Source organism: Nostoc sp. UHCC 0252 (assembly GCF_034931145.1).
Classification (GTDB): domain Bacteria; phylum Cyanobacteriota; class Cyanobacteriia; order Cyanobacteriales; family Nostocaceae; genus Nostoc.
Genome location: NZ_JAYGHE010000087.1, coordinates 1 through 23,059, shown reverse-complemented (window position 1 = coordinate 23,059; position 23,059 = coordinate 1). Strand labels below are relative to the sequence as shown.

The 23,059-nt window shown below is 40.2% G+C and carries 24 protein-coding genes; 13 read left to right on the top strand and 11 right to left on the bottom strand.

All coding sequences use genetic code 11. The annotated features are described in order from the left end of the window. Positions 1–93: 93 nt before the first annotated feature. On the top strand, positions 94–1,338 hold the full coding sequence (locus VB732_RS30890; RefSeq protein ID WP_323234668.1) for an ATP-binding protein: 1,245 nt from the start codon (positions 94–96) through the stop codon (positions 1,336–1,338). A gap of 106 nt (positions 1,339–1,444) precedes the next feature. Here VB732_RS30890 and VB732_RS30885 read toward each other — a convergent pair whose 3' ends face one another. From VB732_RS30885 to VB732_RS30870, 4 genes are all read right to left on the bottom strand, one after another. Beyond that, positions 1,445–3,121, bottom strand: a complete 1,677-nt coding sequence (locus VB732_RS30885; protein WP_323234667.1) for an AIPR family protein — start codon at positions 3,119–3,121, stop codon at positions 1,445–1,447. Positions 3,122–3,387: 266 nt separating this feature from the next. After that, positions 3,388–5,268 (bottom strand): glutamine--fructose-6-phosphate transaminase (isomerizing), encoded by a 1,881-nt coding sequence (gene glmS / locus VB732_RS30880; RefSeq protein ID WP_323234666.1) that lies wholly within the window; start codon positions 5,266–5,268, stop codon positions 3,388–3,390. Positions 5,269–5,674: 406 nt separating this feature from the next. Then, positions 5,675–5,920 carry a photosystem I iron-sulfur center protein PsaC gene (gene psaC, locus VB732_RS30875; protein WP_012411495.1) on the bottom strand — a complete coding sequence of 82 codons (246 nt, stop codon included), beginning with the start codon at positions 5,918–5,920 and terminating at the stop codon, positions 5,675–5,677. Positions 5,921–6,475: 555 nt separating this feature from the next. Then, positions 6,476–6,712, bottom strand: coding sequence for a hypothetical protein (locus VB732_RS30870; protein ID WP_323234665.1), 237 nt, complete (start codon positions 6,710–6,712; stop codon positions 6,476–6,478). Between the two features lie 213 nt (positions 6,713–6,925). Here VB732_RS30870 and VB732_RS30865 point away from each other — a divergent pair, with 213 nt between their 5' ends. Beyond that, positions 6,926–7,294, top strand: coding sequence for a Dethiobiotin synthetase (locus VB732_RS30865; RefSeq protein ID WP_323234664.1), 369 nt, complete (start codon positions 6,926–6,928; stop codon positions 7,292–7,294). A gap of 79 nt (positions 7,295–7,373) precedes the next feature. Here the strand turns inward: VB732_RS30865 and VB732_RS30860 are convergent, their stop codons facing one another. Then, positions 7,374–7,985 (bottom strand): hypothetical protein, encoded by a 612-nt coding sequence (locus VB732_RS30860; protein ID WP_323234674.1) that lies wholly within the window; start codon positions 7,983–7,985, stop codon positions 7,374–7,376. 162 nt (positions 7,986–8,147) lie between these two features. Between VB732_RS30860 and VB732_RS30855 the strand changes: the two genes are divergently transcribed. The 4 genes from VB732_RS30855 (at position 8,148) to VB732_RS30840 (ending at position 10,540) form a co-directional block, all read left to right on the top strand. Next, entirely contained in the window at positions 8,148–8,408 is a 261-nt protein-coding gene (locus VB732_RS30855) for a type II toxin-antitoxin system ParD family antitoxin (RefSeq protein WP_323234663.1), read from the top strand. 677 nt (positions 8,409–9,085) lie between these two features. Then, entirely contained in the window at positions 9,086–9,505 is a 420-nt protein-coding gene (locus VB732_RS30850; protein WP_323234662.1) for a hypothetical protein, read from the top strand. 164 nt (positions 9,506–9,669) lie between these two features. Continuing rightward, positions 9,670–10,122 carry a Panacea domain-containing protein gene (locus tag VB732_RS30845; RefSeq protein ID WP_323234661.1) on the top strand — a complete coding sequence of 151 codons (453 nt, stop codon included), beginning with the start codon at positions 9,670–9,672 and terminating at the stop codon, positions 10,120–10,122. After that, a complete protein-coding gene (locus VB732_RS30840; protein ID WP_323234660.1) occupies positions 10,103–10,540 on the top strand; it encodes a hypothetical protein in 438 nt (145 codons plus the stop codon). The genes VB732_RS30845 and VB732_RS30840 overlap by 20 nt, the downstream gene beginning before the upstream one ends. A 157-nt stretch (positions 10,541–10,697) precedes the next feature. Here the strand turns inward: VB732_RS30840 and VB732_RS30835 are convergent, their stop codons facing one another. Further along, positions 10,698–11,084: a hypothetical protein gene (locus VB732_RS30835; protein WP_323234659.1), complete on the bottom strand. Its 387-nt coding sequence runs from the start codon at positions 11,082–11,084 to the stop codon at positions 10,698–10,700. A gap of 474 nt (positions 11,085–11,558) precedes the next feature. Between VB732_RS30835 and VB732_RS30830 the strand changes: the two genes are divergently transcribed. After that, on the top strand, positions 11,559–13,463 hold the full coding sequence (locus VB732_RS30830) for a chloride channel protein (protein ID WP_323234658.1): 1,905 nt from the start codon (positions 11,559–11,561) through the stop codon (positions 13,461–13,463). A 74-nt stretch (positions 13,464–13,537) separates the two neighbouring features. Here the strand turns inward: VB732_RS30830 and VB732_RS30825 are convergent, their stop codons facing one another. Continuing rightward, positions 13,538–13,951: an AbrB family transcriptional regulator gene (locus VB732_RS30825; protein WP_323234657.1), complete on the bottom strand. Its 414-nt coding sequence runs from the start codon at positions 13,949–13,951 to the stop codon at positions 13,538–13,540. A 378-nt stretch (positions 13,952–14,329) separates the two neighbouring features. Here VB732_RS30825 and VB732_RS30820 point away from each other — a divergent pair, with 378 nt between their 5' ends. The 3 genes from VB732_RS30820 to pyrR all read left to right on the top strand — a co-directional run bounded on the left by VB732_RS30820 (position 14,330) and on the right by pyrR (position 16,631). After that, positions 14,330–14,770 carry an Rrf2 family transcriptional regulator gene (locus VB732_RS30820; RefSeq protein ID WP_323234656.1) on the top strand — a complete coding sequence of 147 codons (441 nt, stop codon included), beginning with the start codon at positions 14,330–14,332 and terminating at the stop codon, positions 14,768–14,770. A 257-nt stretch (positions 14,771–15,027) separates the two neighbouring features. Next, positions 15,028–15,999 carry an adenosylcobinamide-phosphate synthase CbiB gene (gene cbiB, locus VB732_RS30815; RefSeq protein WP_323234655.1) on the top strand — a complete coding sequence of 324 codons (972 nt, stop codon included), beginning with the start codon at positions 15,028–15,030 and terminating at the stop codon, positions 15,997–15,999. A 95-nt stretch (positions 16,000–16,094) separates the two neighbouring features. Further along, on the top strand, positions 16,095–16,631 hold the full coding sequence (gene pyrR, locus VB732_RS30810) for a bifunctional pyr operon transcriptional regulator/uracil phosphoribosyltransferase PyrR (RefSeq protein WP_323234654.1): 537 nt from the start codon (positions 16,095–16,097) through the stop codon (positions 16,629–16,631). Between the two features lie 147 nt (positions 16,632–16,778). Here the strand turns inward: pyrR and VB732_RS30805 are convergent, their stop codons facing one another. Continuing rightward, positions 16,779–17,210, bottom strand: a complete 432-nt coding sequence (locus VB732_RS30805; RefSeq protein ID WP_323234653.1) for a nucleoside deaminase — start codon at positions 17,208–17,210, stop codon at positions 16,779–16,781. A 14-nt stretch (positions 17,211–17,224) separates the two neighbouring features. Between VB732_RS30805 and VB732_RS30800 the strand changes: the two genes are divergently transcribed. After that, complete coding sequence (locus tag VB732_RS30800; RefSeq protein ID WP_323234652.1) at positions 17,225–18,160, top strand: nucleoside hydrolase; 936 nt, start codon at positions 17,225–17,227, stop codon at positions 18,158–18,160. A gap of 218 nt (positions 18,161–18,378) precedes the next feature. On the opposite strand, the gene VB732_RS30795 is transcribed toward VB732_RS30800, so the two are convergent. Together VB732_RS30795 and VB732_RS30790 are read right to left on the bottom strand one after the other, a co-directional pair. After that, complete coding sequence (locus VB732_RS30795; protein ID WP_323234651.1) at positions 18,379–18,807, bottom strand: KTSC domain-containing protein; 429 nt, start codon at positions 18,805–18,807, stop codon at positions 18,379–18,381. 204 nt (positions 18,808–19,011) lie between these two features. After that, entirely contained in the window at positions 19,012–20,634 is a 1,623-nt protein-coding gene (locus VB732_RS30790; protein ID WP_416235789.1) for a 2-isopropylmalate synthase, read from the bottom strand. Between the two features lie 89 nt (positions 20,635–20,723). Between VB732_RS30790 and VB732_RS30785 the strand changes: the two genes are divergently transcribed. Beyond that, positions 20,724–21,404: a GntR family transcriptional regulator gene (locus tag VB732_RS30785; protein ID WP_323234650.1), complete on the top strand. Its 681-nt coding sequence runs from the start codon at positions 20,724–20,726 to the stop codon at positions 21,402–21,404. A 170-nt stretch (positions 21,405–21,574) separates the two neighbouring features. Continuing rightward, a complete protein-coding gene (locus VB732_RS30780) occupies positions 21,575–22,015 on the top strand; it encodes a (2Fe-2S) ferredoxin domain-containing protein (RefSeq protein WP_323234649.1) in 441 nt (146 codons plus the stop codon). Positions 22,016–22,066: 51 nt separating this feature from the next. Here VB732_RS30780 and VB732_RS30775 read toward each other — a convergent pair whose 3' ends face one another. After that, complete coding sequence (locus tag VB732_RS30775) at positions 22,067–22,729, bottom strand: nuclear transport factor 2 family protein (protein ID WP_323234648.1); 663 nt, start codon at positions 22,727–22,729, stop codon at positions 22,067–22,069. Positions 22,730–23,059 lie beyond the last annotated feature (330 nt).

Below are 23,059 nucleotides of genomic sequence, written 5' to 3'. Positions count from 1 at the left end.
TTAAATAAGAATCCACAAATTTGCTGTCTTAATGTTAGATTAGCTTAATTTGATATCTTTCTCAGCCCTAACTAACCAGAAAAATCAATAAACATGAAAATTCAAAAACTAATTACATCTGCTCTTAGCTTATCTAATAATGCTATCTCTTATCATGTTAGTCAGGAGTTAGCAGCTATTTATCCTAAAAAAGCTTTACTAGAAAGTAATGATAGTTCCTTCAATTTAGAAAAGTACGCTGAGGCAGATTTCTGCAAAATCAAATATGATAATCATATCCATAACCAGATGCTTACTGGTTGGAATGGCATGGAAAACGAGATTTATAAATATAATGAAAATGCCAGATTTCAAGTTTCGTGGCAAGGATATAAACTTGATGTCCTCTTAATGAGTTGGAATGAAGGTTATTGTAAAACTCGCTATTCTTGGATTTTGGCAGATACTTTAGAAGTAGCTGAAAAGTTTTTTGCAGCTGTTTGTGAGTGGAACTCAGAAATTCGTGATGAACTGTTAGTTTTTGAAGATGGTTATTGGGATAAAAATCCCGATCTATTTCAATCTATTCAAAGCGCAACTTTTGAGAATCTAGTTTTGCATAAAACTCTTAAACAAGATATTCAAGATGACCTAATAAACTTCTTTGCTTCCCAGGAAACTTACGCAAATTATAGCGTTCCTTGGAAACGTGGTATTTTGTTTATTGGCTCACCAGGAAATGGAAAGACGCATACAGTTAAAGCGTTGATTAACCAAATGCAGCAGCCTTGCTTATACGTTAAAAGCTTTAAGTCTGAGTATGCTACTGATAGCGACAATATCCGTAAAGTATTCAACCAAGCACGTCAGTCTGCTCCGTGTGTTTTAGTATTAGAAGATATTGATTCTCTATTGAATGATGAAAACCGCTCTTTCTTTTTAAATGAGCTTGATGGCTTCGCCTCTAATCAAGGAATTGTTACCATTGCAACCACTAATCATCCCGAACGTTTAGATTCAGCAATTAGCGTTGGCGAAGCCCGCCGTAGGCATCGCCCCAGTCGCTTTGATCGTAAATATCATTTTGATCTACCAGCGTTCCCAGAGCGAGAAGCCTACGTCACATTGTGGAATGATAAATTAAAAAGTGCAATGGAATTGTCTGAACTGGCTGTAAGTCAGATAGTTGAATTAACCGAAGGCTTTTCTTTTGCCTACCTCAAAGAATTATTTCTCTCGTCAATGATTCGTTGGATGGGAGCGATGGAAACTGGGGCACTAGAGAAAATAATGATTTCTCAAGTTGCAATTTTGCGAGAACAAATGAGCAGTACAACTGTTAGCAGCAAAGATTCGTGATATTTATAAATAAAAAAGTTGTATAGTTTCTCAAAAGCTCATTTTGTAAGAGTTTGAAACTATTTGCTACAAGATTGAATAGCGTGGAACTCCTACAATGTTCTCCTCAATTTAAAATTTTTTCCACAATTTCCTGGCATTTTGTGACATTTCTGAATATATTTGCCGGATAGGAAGTTGGGAATAGGTTGCTACTTTCACTCATAATACTACCCAAAAACTCTGAGGTCATGGATTGAATATCATCAATTTGTACTGGGGTTAAATCAGATGATATGCTAAAAAAATTCTCTGGCAAGGCTTTGTAAACTAGGTGTAGTATGAGACGATTACTATGAGTAGCAAACAACTTTTCTCTTCCATCTCGTTGTTTTTGTACTTCTGATAATTTATTCTCTACTACTCTTAAAATTTGAACTAGTTTCCAAAGGTTAGAACCATTTACTGATCTATTAAAGAGAGTTTTGTATGGAGGTTTTTCTATATCTTCCCATAAAACACCAATTTTATCTTTAACTCGTGTGGCGAAAGAAACCTCATTCTGTTTGCACGCTCGACTAATCGTAGCTTCATTTAAATCAAAACCTTTTTCTCCATCTGGGATTGATTCACCTGACTTATAAGTATAAATAATTCCTTCTAAGTGAAGTTCATTTTTTATTCTTTCTTGCTCTGGATCGAGAGCTACAAATTCTCGACGATCAATTCGGTTCTGAGTATTGTTGAATCGAGTAATTTCTGTAGCGAATTCTTCAGGACAATTTTCTAAGGAGATAAAACGAATAAGAACTCTTGCTTTTTCAACTTGCTCAGGAGAATTTTGATCCGCTCTTGCTATCGATCCAACAGTCTGAGCGCCATTAACTACTTTGACATCTTTACATTCAAATATACCCGTGTCTCTTCCACTACCGCCAAGCGGTTTTTTCCCAATACTAGAACACAAAGCTGTTATGCCATTGTTATAATACCAAAATTTTTCCGGTTCTTTTTTTAGTGTATTGATAATACCTTCATTAACTTCACTATCTTTTACAAAAAGCCTAATATTTGAAGAGAACAATTTAGGAGAATGTTTAGTCCACCAATCAGCTACTTCCCTAGCAGACACTTGCCCATAATATGATTGATAGGGTTCTTTTGTTTGTCCCCACTCAAACAGGCAAACATCTAAATTTATAGGATTGCCAGATGCTCCTTGAGATATAATGTTATATATATTATTTGCCTGATTATAAACTCTCATACTAACAATATCCGATGAATCGTTCATCTCACCTAATAGATCATCCAATTCTCTTTTTGGTTCATCTGCTAAGGGAGTTTGACCTGAATAGACAAGAATTATTTCAAATCTTGTTCCTGCGTCATTGAGGGCTTCTTCAATATCTGGCGTTTTATTATTAAATTTTAAGTTAAATCTGTCATATCTGGCATTTACCAAGTCTTTAAAACCTCTAGTAAATTTCATTACCTCATCTGTTTTAACACTACCTTTACTGTCTTGTTTCCATTTGGACTGTAATACATACATTATTTTTTCTCGCCTGTCAAAATAAAGCGAATCTATTCCATTATCCTGTCCACCATCAACTATCGATTTTGATGCTTCTTGAGGAGAGATATCAGCTAAAACCATCAAAGTAAATGCAGCGAGACTTCTTGTTAAGAAAATTAACTCTCTGTCTGTTTCAGATTTATTTTGATAATCTGATAAGTCAATCAAGTTATTAAATGTTTTTTGAAGGTATGACTTTATTTGACGTAGGTGAATTTCGCTCATAATGTTGGTAGATGTAATTAACTCAGATGTTATCGGCTCAAATTTTTACAGACTTGTCTGTAGTATAAAGGCATCGTAAAAATATACATTCGGGTTTTTGCGAATCGCATTTGGATAATTTTACCCTTTACTGCAAATCCAGCGAATACTTACTTAAGTATTACTAAATATATTATACTTGTAATTATTGCCATAGAAATGGCTTCTGCAAGCCATAAAACTTCTTCAGAAGCCATTTTACCTTAAATTATAGGTATAAAATTATACTATTCTACAGTAACACTTTTAGCGAGATTCCTTGGCTGATCGACATCTAAACCGCGACGGGCGGCAATGTGATAAGCCAATAATTGCAAAGGAACTACTGTCAGAATTGGAGAAAGTAATTCTTCTACATGAGAGACGGGAAGAAGATCGTTAAAGATTTCCGCAGCCTCGCCATCGTTGACGGGAGTCACGCCAATTAACCGAGAATCTCTGGCTTTAGCTTCTTGGGCATTAGAAATAACTTTTTCGTAAACACTACCAGGAATTGCGATCGCAACTACTGGTACTTTCGCATCTAATAGTGCGATCGGGCCATGCTTCATCTCTCCAGCCGGATACCCTTCGGCGTGAATATAGCTGATTTCTTTTAATTTCAACGCCCCTTCCAAAGCAATGGGAAAGTTGATTCCTCTCCCGATAAAAATAAAATCTTGAGTTTCGGCGAATTCGTGGGCTAGCTGTTCGGTTAAACGTTCCTGACTTTCCAAAGTTGCTTCAATTTCTTTAGGAATCAGTCGCAACCCATTAATAATTTTATCTAATGTATCTTTTGAAACTGTCTGACGACGAGCGGCTAAATCCAATGCCAATGCATAAAACGCCATTAGTTGAGCAGTAAAAGTTTTTGTCGCCGCCACCCCAATTTCAATTCCCGCTAGGGTACTGATAACATGCGGCACTAAATGACCGAGGCTGCTTTCGGGGCGATTAGTAATACCCAGTAGTCGCGCTTGATATTTGGGTTCTCTCCCTTGGCGACGTTCTTTTTCCATCGTCAAAGCTGCTAGGGTATCAGCAGTTTCGCCTGATTGGGTAACACCGATAATCAACGTGTTAGCCGTCACGGGTGATGGTGCATAGCGATACTCAGAAGCGTAATGTACCTGAGTAGAAATTCCAGCTAATTGTTCGAGTAAATATTTGCCAATTAATGCTGCGTGCCAACTTGTACCACAGGCGACAATATGAATTTGTTCTAAATCAGTGTATAAATCCGCAGGTAAACCAAGATTGATTGGTGATTCGGTAGCTTCGGCTGGAGTGAAGTAAGCGTCTAAACTCGCTCTTACTACCCCTGGTTGCTCATGGATTTCTTTGAGCATGAAGTGTTTGAATCCCTGCTTTTCTACCAATGCAGGATTGAAGTTGAGCAGCCTGGGTTGTTTTTTCAACCTGTCGCCAGCAAAATTGTAAATCTCAACGCCCAAAGGAGTGAGACGGGCAATTTCGCCATTTTCCAGAGGTAGCACTGCACGCGTGTAGGCAACGATCGCAGGTGTGTCAGATGCACAAAAGAATTCTCCTTGCCCAAAACCAATTACCAAAGGCGCTTGTTGGCGGACGACAATCAATTCATCAGGGTAATCAGCAGAAATAACTGCGATCGCAAATGCTCCGTGTAAGTGGTTAACAGCTTGGCGAATTGCTTCTAAAAAGGGAGATGAGGTAGATGAGGGGGGAATATTCTTTAAAAATTCGGCTATGAGATGGGGAATTACTTCTGTATCGGTTTCAGAAACAAACTGGTGGCCTTTTGCTTTGAGTCCTTCGCGTAAGTCGCGGTAATTTTCGATAATCCCATTTTGCACTACCGCCACTCGCTTTGCCGTATCTAGATGGGGATGGGCATTGTATTCTTCTGGTTTACCATGAGTAGCCCAACGAGTGTGACCAATACCAATCTGGGCGGGGGTTTCTATCTGTTCTAATTTAGAACGCAGGTTATGCAGTTTGCCCTTTGCCCGCACACAATTAACCTCACCTTCCCAGACAGTAGCGATTCCAGCAGAATCGTAGCCCCTGTACTCTAGTTTTTCCAGCCCAGCCAGTAAAATGTCTGTTGCCGCTTGAGTGCCTATATATCCAACGATTCCACACATTGTTCACACCACTTTTTTTCAGGATGATTAGATCCAGTATAGTGTTTGGCAAAAAATCGACATTTTGCAAAGAAAAAAGGGAGTAATATTACTCCCTTTACCACTAGGTATTGTTATGGATTTTGAGCTTTTAAAGCAGATTAACCATCAGCTTTTGACCTGACGGTACAAATACAGATTCTAGGATTTAAGTACCCAGAGATTTTTATCCCCAATCTAAAATTAAGATTTCGTAAAGCGGGTAGTGTCCACTCTACAATGCTAAAGCTGCTTGCTATTGACACACTTCAAAGTCTAAAGTTCCGAGTTCCGAGTCCTGAGTTCCGAGCGAAGAATCAAGAAATTGTGTTTCTGATTTACTTCTTATGATCTCAGCACTCAGCACTCAGCACTCGGCACTAGCTTTTTAGTAAGCCAGACCCATACTGCGAGTTGTTTCAGCGCCCAGGTAAACCCGGATGCTCAAAAAGTCGGTGGGACAAGCGGTTTCGCAGCGCTTACAGCCAACGCAGTCTTCTGTACGGGGTGAAGAGGCAATTTGAGCAGCTTTACAGCCATCCCAAGGAACCATCTCAAGTACATCAGTAGGGCAAGCGCGGACGCATTGGGTGCAGCCAATGCAGGTATCGTAGATTTTTACGGTATGAGACATTGAAAAAACCGCTCCTTTCGAGGTGTTCTTCTCTGCGAAAGAATCATAATCAACGCATAGTTTACCGCAGTGTTTGATAGTCCGTAATCAAAAGGCTACATAACTTCAAACAATGTAATGAGCACCCTTAATAAGTCGTTTTTCCGGGATTGCCCCTATTGTCTTATTAATTGGCAACATCAGGTAAGCGTATTTACTCTAGCCATATACCATAACAATGTCTAACAGTAAAGATAAACGAAATAAAAATAAATTTACAGGGATAGATACAGAAATTATCTATGGCATCTATTGATTAGTAACTATAGCAATCCTAAATTGAGTTGTGAAAAAGTACTATATTGATTGAGTTTGTTAAAGTCAAAAATTTGACAATAAATCAGTAACTAAAATAATGCTTTGACTATTGATAGCACTGTCGCAAGTCCAGATACGACAGTGCCCCCATTAGGCATTCCCAGTCAGAGATTGGGAAAAATAAAAATGAGAGAATCTATAAAAGCTGTATATTTAACTTTTTAAATCTGTCCAAATCATCATTTTTACTTTTACATATTAAAGGATTTCAGAAATTGCAAATTCATCATTGATCGCAGCAATTTCTATTGGGATTTCTGGCTCACTAACCATCACTTCAAGTTCTTCTTCCAGATTTTTAGTATCAGGTAATTGCTCTTTTTTATACTCACTTTCTCGGATTTGTCGAGCAATACTTTCTAGTAGCCAAAGTTGTTCTTCTACAGACAAGGCACGGATGGAACGCTCAATTTCTAGTAAATTCAGTGATATCATTTTGCTTCTGATTCCAAGCAGGGCGTATTTTTCAAAGATATGATTATATGTCAGTCTATCTGGTTAACCTAGACAATCGCAAATTCTCCATTATTTTCCCCAAGCATATCTTTTCACAAATCAAATGAGATTGCTATAAATAACTAGAAGCTAATTTTATAACTTTTTAATTAGGTATTAGTGCTGAAGCAAAATGTACGCTAAACTGACTACATGAATTACGAAACAGCCCGGAAACTCCTCATAGATCAGACAATTACAACCGAGGAAAACCCAGATGCGCTGTTAACGCGTATGAAACAGGGGAAACCACCGGTACCCGGTCAGATCACCTCAATTTTGTTGGCATTAAAAGTGGTGTTTGAAGCCCTTAAAGATGCAAAGACCATAGACCGAGAACTGGCTTTAGCCCTTTATCAGTTAAGCATTAAGGCACAACAGCTATTTGCCGCAGGGCGTAAAGCTGGCATAGATTGGCCACCACTACTAAAGGAAGATTTACTACGAATTTCCTTAGCATCTGAAAGTATCTTTTCAGGGATATGGCAAACCTTAGCTCCTATAAGCTTAGGCAAGCTATAGAATACCATTTCAGTAACCTTTAATGAGCAATAAGGAAGGAGAGGGGAATTAAGACCAATACCCCCATACCTTATACCCATTAGCGAATTTGTAGTTCACTTTCTAACTTGTCTAAGTCAGTTTTGAGCAAAACCGTCATTTGACCGGTAAAAGCTTTGCCAGTCTTGGGTTGAGCAATTTCCACCCAATATACATAGCGATCGCCTACTCGTAATTCTCCCTTTAAAGCTTCCCGAATCGGAGTTTTGGCTAGACGTGCCGAGTTAACTACCTTTTGGTTGGGATACTGGTAAACTACTTGGGCGCGATCGTAGTCTTGATAAATCTCTAAGCCATAAATCACTCGCAAGGATTCTTGGAGACGGGCAAATGTCATGCCATTAATGGCATCATACATAGAAATGCGCTCACTGCGGATTCTGCCCCGGTCTTTGGAAAATTCCACCCTACCAGGGGGCAATACCGACGCTTGAAAAGTGAATCGTTGAGCAGCAGTATCAGTTTTTTGCACAAACAATAGCTCCCCACTCCTGGGGCGAAGCGTGGGATGTGCTTTAATCCAAGTGCCTACTTCCTCTGTACTTTGCCCCGGTAAAGCATTGGCTTGAAAATTCCCCAGCATTCCCATAGACAGCCAGGGAACTAGAGAAACAGGCAAAATTAAAAAATTAAGTAGAGATTTCTTGAGCATTTTTCTATTCAGGATTTTCATGGGATTTTCTCCATTAGGGAGTAACCATAGTCTTCCCGTTTTTCAGCAAGATTATTTCAAGCGTCAACCCAACTTCAGACATTAGGGATTTTACTTACTTATCAACGCTTTATCATAGAAAAAGCCAAGAATGGAATCATTATGAGTATTACATTCAGTCCAGAACAAGAACAAATAATCCAAGTTTTACTAGCAACTAGTAAATTTAACAGCGTTGATGAAGTAATTCAAACTGCATTGCGTTTTTTAGCAGAAGAGACTCTTTCTGAGCAAGAATGGCTTGCAGAAACTCGCACCAAGATTGATGAAGGGATAGCATCACTTGAAAGGGGAGAAGGAATTGATAGTGAAACTTTTGTGAATCAGCTTTTAACACAGTTGAAGCAAGAAAAAGAGGCTTAGTTAGGAATGAATCGGTACATTATCTCACTCCCTGCTTCTCGTGATTTACAAGCGATCGCACATTATTTCGCAGTAGAAAATGTTCCGTATGGTAACGAGTAAAGCCTGATCAAGCTAGGTTTTTAGGACTCGTGTACACTACCGTAGCTTTGGGAAAAGGATCTGTAGTAAATCTTGTTTTTTCATGTTTGAGATATTCATTTTTTGGGAACCATACATAGAGTGATAGTAAATTTATCGGACTATCTACCAGTGAGTTGCATTTAAATTCCCAAATATATCCAGATATGAAAACTAAAACGAGTACATATATCTATGCTTTTAGCTTTTGGTTTCTTTGGAATGCTTTCGTCGCTAAGATAATACTCCTGTATCTACTAAGTCTAAATTTTGTTCCGGTAAATATCTGTTATATACTTATTAATAATATACTCCCATTTATTCTATTCTTTGAGGTAATTGTAAAGATACTATTTATCTCAAATATTTCTAGCCAATTAAAATTTGTCCCCACACAGTTAGAAGCTATATCTCAAATAGATACTAAGACTTTCAATTACTACACGAATGCTTTAGAGTCCCTCGGTTTTACTAGAATTAGTGACTTAGAACTCTCAGAATCTACCCTTACTGTCGCTAGACTTTTTTGCCATCCAAAACATCTTTGTTTTGCAGAAGTGATACAAACACCTGGGCGCTCAATCGTGTTTTGTGCTATTGCCAGTGGTTTAGAGCAAGAATGGTCAGTTAGTTTTAGAGATAATTCTCCTAATCTCGCTATTGTCTATGCCTTTTTACGCCGCCCAAGAGGGATAATTGTTGTTCAACAGAGAGTAACTCCTGAAGAACTATTACGAGCGCATCTAAAATTTCGGCAGAAAATAATGCGTGACTTGAATTTACAGTTATTGCCAGATATTTCTATGGAAGCTTATTTTGATAAATCGCAAAGAATTAGGACAGATCAGAAAAAAGCACTATGGCACAAAAGTATCATCATTGGATTGATAGAAATGTGGCTTTTTAACTTCAAATCTGAGGCTCAAAAGTCTCAATGGCTGGGAAGTTATGCCCATTTAGCAGCTAGAAAAGGTTAATGTCAGTAAATCGAAAAGTCACTAAGTAGAAGCTTAAAATAGTACAATTAAACTATAAGAAGCTGGAAATTCTTCATAGCTCTTGCTGTGATAACTCTATAAGCTGATGTATGAGAGCGAATAAAGGCTAGCTATTATCTAGCAAACTGAAGGGGGTGGTTGTAGTGTTGTCATGTTTTAACGTAGCAGATTACTTTATCTGGTTGGCAAATGAAACAGGTTCTTTTATCAGTAATCTAAAACTGCAAAAGCTTGTGTACTATGCTCAGGCTTGGCATCTTGCACTCAATGACACTCCTCTATTCCCAGAGGATTTTCAAGCCTGGATACATGGGCCTGTAATACCTGTGTTGTACCAGAAGTATAAACTTTTTGGATGGCAACCAATTTTAGAGGATGCTAACCCAGAATTACCCCAAGAGGTTCAAGAGTTTCTAGATGAGGTTGCACAAGAGTACTTTGCCTGCGATGCTTATGAACTAGAGCAGATGACTCATGCCGAGACACCCTGGAATTTGGCTAGAGGAAATCTACCACCTGATGAACCTTCTAACGAAGTTATTCAGAAGCAGTGGATGAAGGAGTACTACGGATCTCGTGCCGAAGAAAAGGATTAAGAAAACTGAGGTTGCCAAAGACGGCACATCAGGTATTAAACCAACAAAGCTGAAGCCACTTCAAGGCATCAGCTTTTCGTTTAAATATTATCAGGACAGTAACAGCAAGTTTTCTTGTAGCGAAAAAGAAGCAATTTACTGGCTGACCTTGCTTGATAGATTAAAAGCTCTATCTAGCCTAACGGCCCAAGAGTTGTTAGTGAATCGTAGCAGTACACTTAGATGTCATCCCATCAAATGGGAAGATACCAGCGAGAGGAGATTTGGTTTGCCAAATGAAGAACAATTAGTTGACATACCCTATCAGTTTTCCATCTCCTCAAATGAACATGGTAGGGTTCATGGATTTTTTATTAACGAGATTTTCTATATTGTTTGGCTAGACCCAGATCATCTGCTGTACCCCGCAAAAAATTAAGGAATCCGATCTCATTGTTTCACCAGGATGGATCTTGAAGCGGACATGATGTAAAACCGTGTCTTATTTGGGGTAATAAGACACGGTTTCATAAAAGTATTTAGTTATAATATTACGAAAATCAAAGTAAGATTTGATTTATACCAAAGTAATCCATTTACTGAGATTCGTTTCCTGGTTTATTAACTTTTTCTGTTGTGGGAACTCCTTGGTGATCGTAGCTTGTATTTTCTTGAGTCAGAGCGATCGCACCAAAGAAAATGGCACTTCCCACAGCTAAGGCTACCATAGGACGTTTGAGTAAGACAAAATCTCTGATAATCCTAGCTAAAGGTCGGCTTTGGCGACGTAGCGAGGAAGCGACCATCAATTGTCTCCAAGTAAACGGATCGCGGACATAATGACCGCTTTGGCAAACTACTAGCCGTTCCTGGCAATAAGGACAGCAAAATAAGCCCATGCGCGTTTTTATTGGTTTGGGTGTGGCATTTCTTTGGCAAATTGGGCAAGTAACATAATGATTATCAAAGGTGTGTATATTCATTTACCTCGTCCGCCTAGTCCATTTACTCGCTCTATTAAGAATAGCTATATTGAATTCCGATCAACACTTAGCAGACTTCCAAGTATGGTCTGACAATAGCCATAGATCACACATACATTGTATTACTACCAAGGATGGCTCAATGGTCACAACACGAGTATAGCTAGATTTAGGCAAGGATGACTCCTAGTTAATGTTTGCGGGTGCGTCCACCCAGGCGACAAAAACTTTGTTGTCTTTAGAAAAAATAGTGTTGGCGCTCAGTTGCACCCCACTAGCAATCTTTGACCCTCAATTAATAATTGTCTCCCATTTAACCATTCTCCCCACAAAAATTTTGCACAATGACATCTTTTGCTAAAGCTTTGTAAATCAAGCAAATAAAGTCTACTTGTCTCGTTGCTAAATAATGGCTCACAATGAGAAGTAACAGATAAAAATTTAAATTTTTTCTTACATTTACCCCGCCTCTCAATGACTCTCCTACCTCCCACTCAACTGAGGAAGGTAACGGAACAATCTGCATTTCCTACACCTTCCGCTCGTTTAGCTGACCTAATTAATCGTTTTCAACCATCCCCAGAAACAGTTGTCCTGTTTTTAGCCATGCTCATTGGCGGTGGTACGGGTATGGGTGTAGTCACCTTTCACTATTTAATCCAGTTGATTCACCAGCTGATGCTGGAAAATTTAATGGGTCAAATCGGTGTCTGGGGTGCTTGGACTTTAGCCTGCGTTCCCATCCTTGGCGGATTAATCGTTGGCTTGATGCGCTGGCGCACTCAAGATTTTGGCCCTGGACTTTCATCTCTCATTGCTGCCTCTCAGGGAAAAGAGATTAAGCGACCACTACGACCTGTTACGAAAATGCTGGCTGCATCTGTTTCTTTGGGCAGTGGTGCTTCTTTAGGCCCAGAGGGGCCAAGTGTAGAAATTGGTGCAAATTTTGGGATGTTGTTCTCTGTGATTCTCAATGTATCTCAAGAGCGACAACGTTTGCTATTGGGTGCTGGCGCTGCGGCTGGTCTAGCGGCGGGATTTAATGCTCCCATTGCTGGAGTATTTTTTGCCTTAGAGGTGGTGATGGGGGCGACATCTTTCGCTACTTCTGCGGTAAGTGTGGTATTGCTAGCGGCGGTGGTAGCAGCATTAATTGCCCAAATTGGTTTAGGGGCACAACCTGCTTTTGATTTACCTGCTTACCAAGTCCGCAGTCCTTTGGAATTACCCCTTTATCTTGGCTTGGGTTTAGGAGCTAGTTTAGTTTCTCTGGCTTATACGCAATCAATTCGAATGGCAAAAGCCTGCTTTGCTGGGAAGGTTCCAGGTTTTGCCTTTTTGGGACGAATTCCTGAGCCAATTCATCCAATTATTGGCGGTGTGATGATTGGCGCAGTTGCTTTGCATTTCCCGCAAATCCTGGGTGTGGGTTATGAAACTGTAGAAGCGATGCTTCAAGATGTGGAGTTTCCACTTTCCCTGTTAGTGGTGTTGTTGGTGGTAAAGCTACTAATGACTGCAATTAGTACAGGTAGTGGTTTCATCGGTGGTTTGTTTGCACCAGCGATGTTTTTAGGTGCTTCTTTTGGTTCAGCGTATGCCAAACTTTTAGCCGTGGCATTCCCGACTATTTGCGATCAAATGGCGGCTCCCCCAGCTTATGCAATGGTGGGAATGGCAGCAGTACTAGCTGCTAGTGTGAGAGCGCCATTAACTGCTATTTTAATGCTGTTTGAATTAACCCGCGACTATCGGATTGTTTTACCGTTGATGGCAGCTGTGGGTTTGAGTGTTTGGCTAGTGGAAAGGATTAAACCAACTTTTAACTCTAACTCTAATCTACAACAAATTGGTCTTTCAGAATTGAAAGATGAACAAGCGGAAATTGTGCAGCACATTTTAGTAGAAGATGCTATGCACCCTTATCCAAAAAAGTTACTTGCGACCCTTGGAGTTTTAGATGCAGCTGTGGAAATGATCCGCGATCGCACCCGAAGTGCTTTAGTAATTGATGCAACTGATAAATTAGTTGGTATACTTTCTCTGGAAGATATTAACCGTGCCCTTGCTCTTTGGCAAACTTACCCAAGTTCGGTAACTGAAATTCCAGATAATTTATCCAGTCAAACTCTCATAGACATTTGTACTACTGAAATCCTCTATGCATGGCAGGATGAACTACTATCTGAAGCTTTAGACCGCATGAGTCTTCGAGGTTTACATCAATTACCAGTGGTAGCACGAGACAAACCCGATTGCATTTTGGGTCTACTAGAAAGAGAGCAAATTGCATTAACCTGCAATTTAGCCGTTACACGCAAGGCACTTCGTGACTATTTACCAGTATTACCTACCACAGATATAGTTATTAGTCATTAGTCATTGGTGATTGGTCATTGGTCATAGTTTTCACAAAGGACAAATGACAATTGACTAATGACCATCTATGTTTATTAAGCTGTGGCTTCTATAGTTTCATCACCTTCCCGATCTTCTGGATCTACCTGTCTCAGACGAATGTGCTTTTTGCCTAAAGTGATGATAAACTCATCTCCTGGTTGCAGATTCATCTGTTTTGTATAAGCTGAACCTATCAGTAAGTTACCATTCGATTGCACACTAATTCTATAGCTAGCACTGCGTCCACCACGCCCATTAGCACTGGGTGTACTGTCCAATTGAATGCCTTCAGCATCAATTAGGGCATTTAAGAACTTCATCATATTGACGCGCTCTATACCGTTTTTGGTAACGGTATAGTAGCCGCACTTCTTGGCTTTGTCTTCTTTGCTCTCGCTCTCTAGTTCTTTGACTTTTTTGAGCAGTTCTTCACCGATTAGGGGTTCAATTTTTTTCTGTTTAGGCATCAACTTAGGTCGAAAACGAATGTTTGAAGTGTTGGAATCGATTTTATTTTAGCTGAGGTTGAGCTAATAGGAACATAATCCTTTAGTTTTTATCTCAACCTAGCCAAGTATATTACAATCAGATGCACAATTGTTGTGCCATTAACAATATTGTCAAGACAATCTATTTTCGAGAATGCTGGCAATGCTGATAACTATATATATAGTTTGTAAATCACTGCTAAAATACAAGTTTAAGTTTTCTAAACTAACGCTCAAAAGATTATTTATTTGCTGAGGATGATAACTGAGTTACAGAATGATAAGTAAAACTGATCCTTAGTCATTGGTTATTTACGAAGAACAAATGACTAAGGAAAAACAACAAAACTTGCCAAAATGAAACTAACTACCAGAGGACACTATAGTGTGAAGGCGTTGCTAGATTTGAGTTTACAGCCAAAATATGGGCCTGTATCTGTAAAAGCGATCGCTAAACGCCAAGATATTCCTGCTCCTTACCTCGAAAAACTACTAATAGAAATGCGTCGTGCGTCAATAGTTAAATCGACTCGAGGTAGCATTGGCGGATACCAATTGGCAAGAGAGCCTGCACAAATATCTATAGGACAAATTTTAGAAGCAGTTGGCGAGACTAGCCATTTACCTCATCACACCCCAGCGCCTACACAAGCTGAAGATTGGGTAACATTTAGCCTTTGGCAGAGACTCAACCAAAAGCTCAAAGAAGCTTTATACAGTATTACTCTGGCAGACCTTTATTATGATGCTCGTAGCTGGCAAGCTTCCCTTGGAGAAGAAGCTAGTTTTGTGGTTTAGTCAATAGTCTCAATATTAACTAGGAATTTTAGATTTTAGATTTTAGATTTTAGATTTTTTGGTTGATACCCCGTCGGTAATTCATCCCGTAACGCTTTCGTTGGTGAAACACATCGAAAATTCTAAATTTAAAATCCGACGCTTGTTCCTCCCTAGCGCTGCGCTATCAGAACCAAATACCTAAACTTCGTATCCTACGCTAACGTGCCTGGGGTAAATCCAAAATCCAAAATCCAAAATTGATTGACTCGTCACTCATGACCAATAGCATCTATATTTTAATAATTGCTGCATTTTTAGATTACTTAATTGGCGATCCTTGGGATTGGCCTCATCCAGTGCAAGTTATGGGATGGGTAATTTCTCGCCTAAGCAAATTTTTTCTTCGATTGTGTAAAAATCCTCTCACACAACGCCTAGCCGGAATTGTACTAGGGATTATCTTAATAATTGGTAGCGGTCTTATTGGTTTTTTGATTATTCAAAGTGCTAAATTGGTTCATCCTTTGTTGGGAATTGGAATAAATACCGTTCTTTTAGCTAGCTGTTTTGCTGGCAGAAGTTTACGAGCAGCAGCAGAGGCTGTTTTACAACCTTTAACAGCAGGAGATTTAGAGAAGGCTCGGAAGATTTTAAGTAATTATGTTGGTCGAGATACCCAAAACCTCTCACAAGCAGAAATTTTACGAGCCGTTTTAGAAACGGTTGCAGAAAATGCCACCGATGGAGTCATGGCTCCGCTTTTTTATGCAATTGTTGGTGTCTTTGTGCCAATTGTGGGGCCAACTCCCTTGGCTTTAGCATACAAAGCCAGCAGTACCCTTGATTCAATGGTGGGCTACCGAGAAGCACCCTATACTTATTTGGGATGGTTTTGTGCGCGGTTGGAAGATTATTTGACTTGGCTACCTTGTCGCTTAACAGTCCTGACTCTGGCGCTGTTATCGGGTAAACCGATGGATGTTTGGCGAATTTGCTGTCGGGATGCAGTTAAGGATCCTAGTCCCAACTCTGGCTGGAGTGAGTGTGTCTATGCTGCTTTTTTAGGTGTGCAGATGGGGGGTACAAATTGGTATCGTGGGGTAGCTAAGTACAAACCACTGCTAGGAGATGCAATTTATCCCATTACTGTAACTTCTATTCACAATGCTTTGCAGTTGACTCGATCTTGTTTTTTGCTATGGTTAGGCATAGCGATCGCAATATTCTTAATACTCGCAAACAATTAATGATAAATGTAAAGTTAGCAGTTAAGAATCAAAACTCCTACCTTTTGTACAGACGCAATTAATCGCGTCTTTTAACTCCTATCTGATAACTCCCTATGTCTGCCAAAGTAGTTGAAATTCTCTCATCCGAAGAAATCCGTCGTACCTTAACTCGCCTGGCCTCTCAAATTGTGGAAAGGACACGTGATTTGTCTCAACTGGTGCTTCTTGGGATTTATACCAGAGGTGCGTTACTTGCTGAATTGTTGGCGCGTCAGATTGAAACGTTGGAAGGTGTAGCTGTGTCAGTCGGCGCTTTGGACATTACATTTTATCGAGATGACCTTGACAAAATTGGATTGCGGACTCCAACGAAAAGCGAAATCCCTTTTGATCTTACAGGGAAAACCGTTGTACTGGTGGATGATGTGATTTTCAAAGGACGGACAATTCGCGCTGCTTTGAACGCAGTCAACGACTACGGTAGACCAGAAGTGATTCGTTTAGCTGTGTTAGTAGATAGAGGCCACCGAGAATTACCAATCCATCCAGATTTTATTGGTAAAAAGCTGCCTACTGCTAAAGAGGAAGTTGTCAAAGTTTACCTACAAAATTGCGATGGACGAGATGCAGTGGAGTTGATTGGAGATTAAAACTTAGGAGACGCGATTAATCGCGTCTGTGAAGGTGACTTTTGATGAGAGAATTATTGTAGGAGCGATCGCCATCTAAAAAAGATCGTAGGAGACTCACAGAAAATTATGAGTGTGAGACTCAAATATTGGATTATCTACGCCTAACTAATTACCGATATCTTCATTCCAAAGTTCCGGGTTAGTTTCAATAAACTCACTCATCATTTGTTCGCATTCGTCAAGATCAAGATCAATTACTTCCACACCGTGAGACACCATAAATTCTTTAGCACCAGGAAAAGTTTTGGATTCTCCGACGATGACTTTTTTAATGCCAAATTGTACCACTGCCCCAGCGCATAGATAACACGGCATTAAGGTTGAATAGAGTATAGTACCTCTGTAACTGCCAACTCTCCCAGCATTGCGGAGACAATCGATTTCGGCGTGAGTGACAGGATCGCCGTCTTGCACACGTTTATTGTGTCCTCTGCCGAGAACTTTACCATCCTTGACGAGAACTGAACCAATCGGAATTCCGCCTTCTTGTCTGCCTTGTTTTGCTTCTTGAATTGCAGTTTGCATAAACTCATCCATATTAATTCCCTTTTATGTCAAAACAACTTGTATTAATGGATCACGATGGTGGTGTAGATGATTATCTAGCAACCATGCTTCTGTTGACGATGGATCATATTGAACTCCTCGGCGTTGTTGTCACACCGGCTGATTGTTATGTCCAACCGGCTGTTAGCGCCACACGTAAAATCCTCGATTTGATGGGATTTTCTCATATTTCAGTTGCAGAAAGTACTGTGCGCGGGATCAATCCATTTCCTACTCTTTATCGCCGTGATTCGTTTATCGTTGACCATCTTCCCATTCTCAATCAAAATGAAACCATCACTACACCTCTGGCTGAAGAAACAGGTCAGGATTTCATGATCGAGGTGTTACGTAACGCATCAAGCCCCGTAACATTGATGGTAACTGGCCCGTTGACCACCGTAGCAGTGGCTTTGGACAAAGCACCGGACATTGAAGCCAAGATTCACAAAATTGTTTGGATGGGAGGTGCTTTGAATGTTCCTGGTAATGTGGAGAAAAGTTTAGAACCTGGACAAGATGGTTCCGCCGAATGGAATGTTTATTGGGATGCGGTTTCGGCGGCGCGGGTGTGGGAAACGCAGATTGAAATTATTATGTGTCCTTTGGATTTAACTAATAATGTTCCAGTCACATCAGAGTTAGTGCAAAAAATGGGGCGACAACGCCACTATCCTATCTCTGATTTAGCCGGACAATGTTATGCACTAGTTATCCCTCAAGATTATTATTTTTGGGATGTGTTGGCAACGGCTTATCTGGGACACCCAGAATTCTATCAACTACATGAATGGGAAACAGAAATTGTCACCACTGGTCTGAGTCAGGGGCGTACTAAGATAGTTACTGGTGGTCGGAAAATTTATGCAATGGCTCAGGTTGATAAAGATGCTTTTTATGGTTACATCTTGCAGCGATGGGCACGTTATAGCGTTTCCTAGTCTACTGAGGTACACCCAAATCTTGTTTACCAAGGTTAGTAGCTTTGAAAACGTACCTCACTAGGTTGGGAACCGCTATAACTGGTTTACCCATTCTTGTTACTGTACTTCACCAGACTAATAAACGCTATAATGCATAGGGGATTTAGACCCGCCACAAAACAAGACGTTGTTAGTTGCGGGGGACTTAAACCCCCAGAATTTGTTAAATTTATTAATTAGTCAATAGTACAATCTGCATTATCTAGACGATCGCAGTCATATCTACCTTTAATCTCTTGATTATAAAAGCTGCCAACTGAGTCAGAGGTCTGTAAATCTTCCCAAGTATCCTCGTCTACGCCTAAGTACTGATAAACACCTCCATTTTGAAACTCAACCTGCAAAATTTGTTCATTGCGATCATAGCCAACAGCGATCGCCATTGATGAGCTAACTGGTAACATAGCAATTGGTTCTTCTTCAAAGGGTAGTGCAGGCGTTTCGGCGATAACCTGGTTTAGTTCTTGTAATCCTTCATAAGCTTCTATCGGTGCAGGAATTTCCAAAAACTCTAGTTCGTCACCTCGATCGAGCAACAACTGCAAATATCCATCAGAGTGAGCGATCGCTACTAAACTGCTCAAGTCTACCTTAGATAGCTTCATTAATTTTGTGTTCTCCTCTTGGCGTAATCGGGAGTGTTAAAGTTTTATGCAACACGTAAGCGGTTTAATAGTACAAATATACTACTAAGCCGCTTTGATGTCAAGTTTTTTCGCCAAAAAAGAATTTTATGTGTGTAGAAACACGCTATGGGGTCAATTCATTAATTGCCCCTATAGCGTCAAGTTTTGCGTAAGTTTTATGATCTACCCAGAGACAACAGCAGAGTTCATCTCATCAAAATGGGATCTTTCTGTTTGCAAATAACGATAAAGGCGATTCAGGGCGTTAATATGAGCGTAAGCTGCGGCTACCACAATATCAGTATCAGATGCTTGCCCAGAGAATATCCGCTCTTGATGCTTCAAGCGAACTGTCACAGTTCCCAATGCATCAATTCCTCCAGTCACAGATTGGACGGAAAACTCAATCAGTTGATTGGGAATCTGCACCAATCGATTGATTGCTTGATACACCGCATCTACTGGCCCAGTACCGACACTCGCATCCGTGATAATTTTGCCATCGGGGGTAACAATTGTGATAGTTGCAGTTGGACAAGTACAGTCACCGCAGATTACCTGGACGTGTTCAATTTGGAAACCACTTTCTACTTGAATCTGCGTTTCATCTCGAACGATCGCTTCTAAATCCCAATCTGAAATTTCTTTCTTCTTATCGGCGACATCTTTGAACCGATTGAAGGCTTTATTTAAGTCTGCTTCGTTCAATTCAAACCCCAATTCCTTAAGCCTGGTACGGAAAGCATTTCGTCCAGAGTGCTTACCCAAAACAATGCGATTTTCTGGCAAACCGATCGCAGCAGCTTCCATAATTTCATAAGTTTCGCGGTGCTTAATAATCCCATCTTGGTGAATACCAGACTCATGGGCGAAAGCGTTTGCTCCCACGATCGCCTTATTGGGCTGAATCAGCATTCCGGTTAATTGGGAAACCAAGGATGAGGTTTTGTAAATCTCTTGAGTCTTAATATTAGTCAGGGGTGCATCTGATTCGATTGGACGACCAAAATAAGGATTGAAAAATGGTTTACGAACCTGCAACGCCATCACAATTTCTTCCAATGCGGCATTACCTGCTCGTTCTCCAATGCCATTAATGGTACATTCCACCTGACGCACACCATATTCAATTGCTGCCAAAGCGTTAGCTGTTGCCAAACCCAAATCATTTTGAGTGTGAATGGAAAGAATCACCCCATCAATATTAGGAACATTTTCTCGAATTCCCTGAATCAGAGTTCCAATTTCTTTGGGTGTGCAGTAACCAACGGTATCAGGAATATTGATTGTAGTTGCACCTGCTGCGATCGCCATCTCTAAAACTTCATAAAGAAACTCTGGCTCAGTGCGGCTAGCATCCATTGGTGAAAATTCCACATCGTCTACAAACGACTTAGCGTAGGCAATCATTTCTGATGCGATCGCTAATACTTCGCTGCGAGATTTTTTCAACTGATATTTCAGGTGAATATCAGAGGTAGAAATCATCGTGTGGATTCTGGGACGAGCCGCGCCTTTCAAAGCTTCGGCGGCGGCGTGAATATCTTGGCGAATGGCTCTAGCTAAACTGCAAATGATTGGCCCACCGGGTATCCCGACTTGTTCAGCAATGCTTTTAACAGCTTGAAAATCTCCCGGACTAGCGACGGCAAAACCGGCTTCAATTACATCGACACCAAGGAGAGCTAGTTGATGAGCGATCGCTAATTTCTCTTCTACATTGAGGGTTGCGCCCGGTGACTGTTCGCCATCGCGTAGCGTGGTGTCGAAGATGATAATTCGGTCTGGTTGAGATGCGATGCTCATAAATGTCTCCCGTGGTATTGAAGGGATATTTCAAAAACTTACTTTGGATATTGTATACAATTTTTCGTATTTTGTATACAATATCCAATATGAACTTAAATGACTTAGCAGCAAATGTGCTGCAACAACAACGCAGTACTCCAGATTTAATTGCCGATGCTTTGCGGGAAGCGATTCTGCGCGGCATTTTTCAGGAAGGACAATCGCTGAGACAGGATGAAATCGCCACTCAGTTTGGAGTTAGTCGTATTCCCGTGCGTGAAGCCTTGAAGCAGCTAGAAGCAGAAGGATTGGTGACACTACATTTAAATCGTGGTGCGATCGTATCGGTGTTGACAGCACAAGAAGCGCAAGAAATTTGTGAAATTCGCAGCGCCTTGGAAGTGAAAGCGATGCAGTTGGCAATACCCAAGTTCCGGGAAACAGATATAGAAAAGGCTGCTGTGATTTTGTCAGCGACAGATCAAGCAACTGATGCAGGTATGTTGGCAAAACTCAACTGGGAATTTCACGCGGCGCTGTACGCCATTGCTGAACGTCCCCGGTTGCTGGCGATGATTAAGACTTTACACGTTAATTGCGATCGCTATGTTCGCGTACAATTAGCACAGATGGATTACCAAGAGCGATCGCAAAAAGAACACTATCAACTCTTAGATGCTTGTCAAAAGCAAGATACAAAAGCTGCTGTCAGGTTACTGAAACGACACATTGACACCGCCGGAGAACAGCTAATTGCATACTTGCAGCAAATTGCTCAAAAACGCTGATTCTTGTTGGAACTATATGATCTACTAGAACAGACTAAACGGTAAATTTCCACTATCCTGTTCAACAAACCTCTCCTAAATTCAACTCTATCCCTCTCCGCCTCGGAGAGGGACGGTTTTACGTAGTAAAACCAGGGAGAGGTCTTTTTAAGTTATTCATAAGATCGTCCATGAAAAAACTGATCCGGCGTATTAAGAAATTATTGCAACGTATCTTCAAGAGATTTGCATCCACTTCCGGGCAGACATCGCCCTTAATAAATTCTCGCCCTTTAGAAACTTCTATTCCCAGCGTTCCTCCTCGATGGGAGTCTGGTTTGGTGCTTGTGTGTTCACAATGTGGAAATGAGCGCTCAAATAGTTTTCATCCAACTAACAAAAGCTCAACAGCTTCCGATGACTTAGAGAATTGGTTAAAATCTCGTTTAAAATTTGAGGGATTATGGGGAGAATTTCGGGTTGTTAGCACCAGTTGCTTAGGAATTTGTCCAAAATCCGGTATTACTGTTGTTGTAAGTAATGGAAGTGGCGAAAATAGTCCTTGCTTAATTGTAAATCCTCACAGCGATCGCGAACTTCTTTACTCATACATTAAACAGAATAAAAAGTAAAAAGTAGAGAGTACTTTTTACTTTTTATTTTTGCCTTATCCCTGCGAAAAATTAATTCTTGAAACCAGACATTTTTGGTCTTACAAAGTTAGCTGAGGAATTACTGCTTCGGGCATTAGTATTTGATGACTCAACCGTTGGTGAGCTGAGATTCAAGAAATCGATGAGTTTGAGAGTTCGTTTACGAATTTTCCAGCCCCCATTTATGTTGACCACTTGATCTTCATAAGTACCATTAGCGACATCAATGCTAGTTTCCGAACGCTTGTGAGTTGCATGGAGATAAGAAGTCATCACAGCTTTATTATTCTCAATTGAGATGTTTATTGTACCGATCAAGTGTTGGGTAGCTGTATAACCATTTCCTTGAAATACTGAATAGACAAAATCTGCCCAAGAATCTGTCCCATAATTTGTTTGCGTTGTCCCATCAGGAAAAATGGCAGTCAGTACTGCATCTTGAGTAAAACAATTCCGATAAATATTTTTTCCCTCTAGGAGATTTCCTCTACCAATGGCATCAGTTCCCAGGGCGTAACAGGATGTTAGTTTTTGAATTTCTAATTCTGCATTAGGTTGAGTTGCGCTTGCTAGTTCAAACCTACCTCCAATAAACAGTACAAGAGTGACTGCAAGTACAATCAATGCGATCTGATTTAGCAAAAGCGAGATAGCTTTTGGAACTATTCGCCCACCTTCTCTTCTTTTTTCCACAGGATAACCACCTTAATTTTTACGATTTTCGCATCTTATAACTTCCTATGAACTCAATTTACCTCTGATATGTTAGCTAATAAAAACCAGACTAAAATTCTTGCATGGTTAGTTAGATTTTACTTTTATATCAGTTAGTAAATGAGAAAGATAGTACAAGATTTGATGTATATAATCAGTCATTATATTAGCAGGTAACGCATAAAGTTTTAAATGCTAAATTTGATCATTTTTATGTTGATTTGATTAAGTAATAAAGTTAGCATTCCCATCCTTTTTAAAGCGAAACAAGTTTTGTCTTATAGCGTTTTCCAGTCTAATGAAGTACAA

Excerpts from the sequence above, each read along its gene's own strand:
- VB732_RS30795 (WP_323234651.1), bottom strand. The coding sequence starts at position 18,807 with ATGAAGCTATCTAAGGTAGACTTGAGCAGTTTAGTAGCGATCGCTCAC.
- VB732_RS30825 (WP_323234657.1), bottom strand. The coding sequence starts at position 13,951 with ATGCCTAAACAGAAAAAAATTGAACCCCTAATCGGTGAAGAACTGCTC.
- VB732_RS30790 (WP_416235789.1), bottom strand. The coding sequence starts at position 20,634 with ATGAGCATCGCATCTCAACCAGACCGAATTATCATCTTCGACACCACG.
- VB732_RS30835 (WP_323234659.1), bottom strand. The coding sequence starts at position 11,084 with ATGAATATACACACCTTTGATAATCATTATGTTACTTGCCCAATTTGC.
- psaC (WP_012411495.1), bottom strand. The coding sequence starts at position 5,920 with ATGTCTCATACCGTAAAAATCTACGATACCTGCATTGGCTGCACCCAA.
- VB732_RS30860 (WP_323234674.1), bottom strand. The coding sequence starts at position 7,985 with ATGCTCAAGAAATCTCTACTTAATTTTTTAATTTTGCCTGTTTCTCTA.
- VB732_RS30890 (WP_323234668.1), top strand. The coding sequence starts at position 94 with ATGAAAATTCAAAAACTAATTACATCTGCTCTTAGCTTATCTAATAAT.
- VB732_RS30865 (WP_323234664.1), top strand. The coding sequence starts at position 6,926 with ATGAATTACGAAACAGCCCGGAAACTCCTCATAGATCAGACAATTACA.
- VB732_RS30800 (WP_323234652.1), top strand. The coding sequence starts at position 17,225 with ATGTCAAAACAACTTGTATTAATGGATCACGATGGTGGTGTAGATGAT.
- VB732_RS30820 (WP_323234656.1), top strand. The coding sequence starts at position 14,330 with ATGAAACTAACTACCAGAGGACACTATAGTGTGAAGGCGTTGCTAGAT.
- cbiB (WP_323234655.1), top strand. The coding sequence starts at position 15,028 with ATGACCAATAGCATCTATATTTTAATAATTGCTGCATTTTTAGATTAC.
- glmS (WP_323234666.1), bottom strand. The coding sequence starts at position 5,268 with ATGTGTGGAATCGTTGGATATATAGGCACTCAAGCGGCAACAGACATT.
- VB732_RS30830 (WP_323234658.1), top strand. The coding sequence starts at position 11,559 with ATGACTCTCCTACCTCCCACTCAACTGAGGAAGGTAACGGAACAATCT.
- VB732_RS30805 (WP_323234653.1), bottom strand. The coding sequence starts at position 17,210 with ATGGATGAGTTTATGCAAACTGCAATTCAAGAAGCAAAACAAGGCAGA.
- VB732_RS30780 (WP_323234649.1), top strand. The coding sequence starts at position 21,575 with ATGAAAAAACTGATCCGGCGTATTAAGAAATTATTGCAACGTATCTTC.
- VB732_RS30885 (WP_323234667.1), bottom strand. The coding sequence starts at position 3,121 with ATGAGCGAAATTCACCTACGTCAAATAAAGTCATACCTTCAAAAAACA.
- pyrR (WP_323234654.1), top strand. The coding sequence starts at position 16,095 with ATGTCTGCCAAAGTAGTTGAAATTCTCTCATCCGAAGAAATCCGTCGT.
- VB732_RS30855 (WP_323234663.1), top strand. The coding sequence starts at position 8,148 with ATGAGTATTACATTCAGTCCAGAACAAGAACAAATAATCCAAGTTTTA.
- VB732_RS30870 (WP_323234665.1), bottom strand. The coding sequence starts at position 6,712 with ATGATATCACTGAATTTACTAGAAATTGAGCGTTCCATCCGTGCCTTG.
- VB732_RS30785 (WP_323234650.1), top strand. The coding sequence starts at position 20,724 with ATGAACTTAAATGACTTAGCAGCAAATGTGCTGCAACAACAACGCAGT.